Origin of the sequence: Massilia genomosp. 1, assembly GCF_011682185.1 — a bacterium.
Taxonomy (GTDB): Bacteria; Pseudomonadota; Gammaproteobacteria; order Burkholderiales; family Burkholderiaceae_D; genus Telluria_A; species Telluria_A rubra.
In genome coordinates this window covers 1-730 of the sequence record NZ_WHJF01000339.1, presented here as the reverse complement: position 1 = coordinate 730, position 730 = coordinate 1, and the positions used below count along the sequence as shown (strand labels likewise).

The 730-nt window shown below is 56.4% G+C and carries 1 pseudogene; it reads left to right on the top strand.

Features of this window, described 5'->3' with window-relative positions:
* Positions 1 to 114: 114 nt before the first annotated feature.
* Positions 115 to 730, top strand: a pseudogene (locus tag F1735_RS33955) (transposase); the annotation flags it as partial.

Sequence of the window (730 nt, the reverse complement as noted above, 5' to 3'; positions counted from 1 at the left end):
CGCTGTTGCGGGGACTCCGCGCTCGATGGGACCAGGGTGGCCCCCCTGTGTCAGGATAGATGTCGCGTGATTTAATTCATAAAAACCGCACCGGGGGCGGAGTAAAGACATGTTGTGAATCGTTATCCGGCAGAGCGCAAGGAATCCATTTTAAGGCAGATGATGCCGCCGCAGAACAAGTTAGTGTCGGTGTTAGCCCGCGAGAACGGCATCTCGGAACAGACGCTTTATACTTGGCGACGAAGTCTAAAATTGCAGGGAGTGCCGGTGCCAGGAAATGGGAAGAATGCCGAGGAATGGTCCTCGAAAGATAAGTTTGGCGTGGTGCTGGAAACGGCGCACCTGAGCGAGATTGAACTGGCTGAGTACTGCCGCAGCAAGGGTTTGTTCGTTGAACAAATCGCTGGCTGGCGCCAAGCCTGCCAGGAAGCCAACGCGCAGCCGGTTGCACGAAGCCGCGAGGAGCGCGAGCAGAGCAAGGCAGACCGCAAGCGAATCAAAGAACTGGAACGTGATTTGGTGCGCAAAGAGAAAGCTCTGGCGGAGACAGCTGCGCTGATCGTCCTCAGAAAAAAAGCCCAGGCGATCTGGGGAACGCCCGAGGAAGACTGACGGCCACCCCGGATCGCCAGTTGGTGATCGCATTGATTGAAGAAGCAGTGGAAAGTGAATGCCGTCGCACCAGTGCTTGCAAGGAACTTGGCATCAGCATGCGCACGTATCAGCGCTG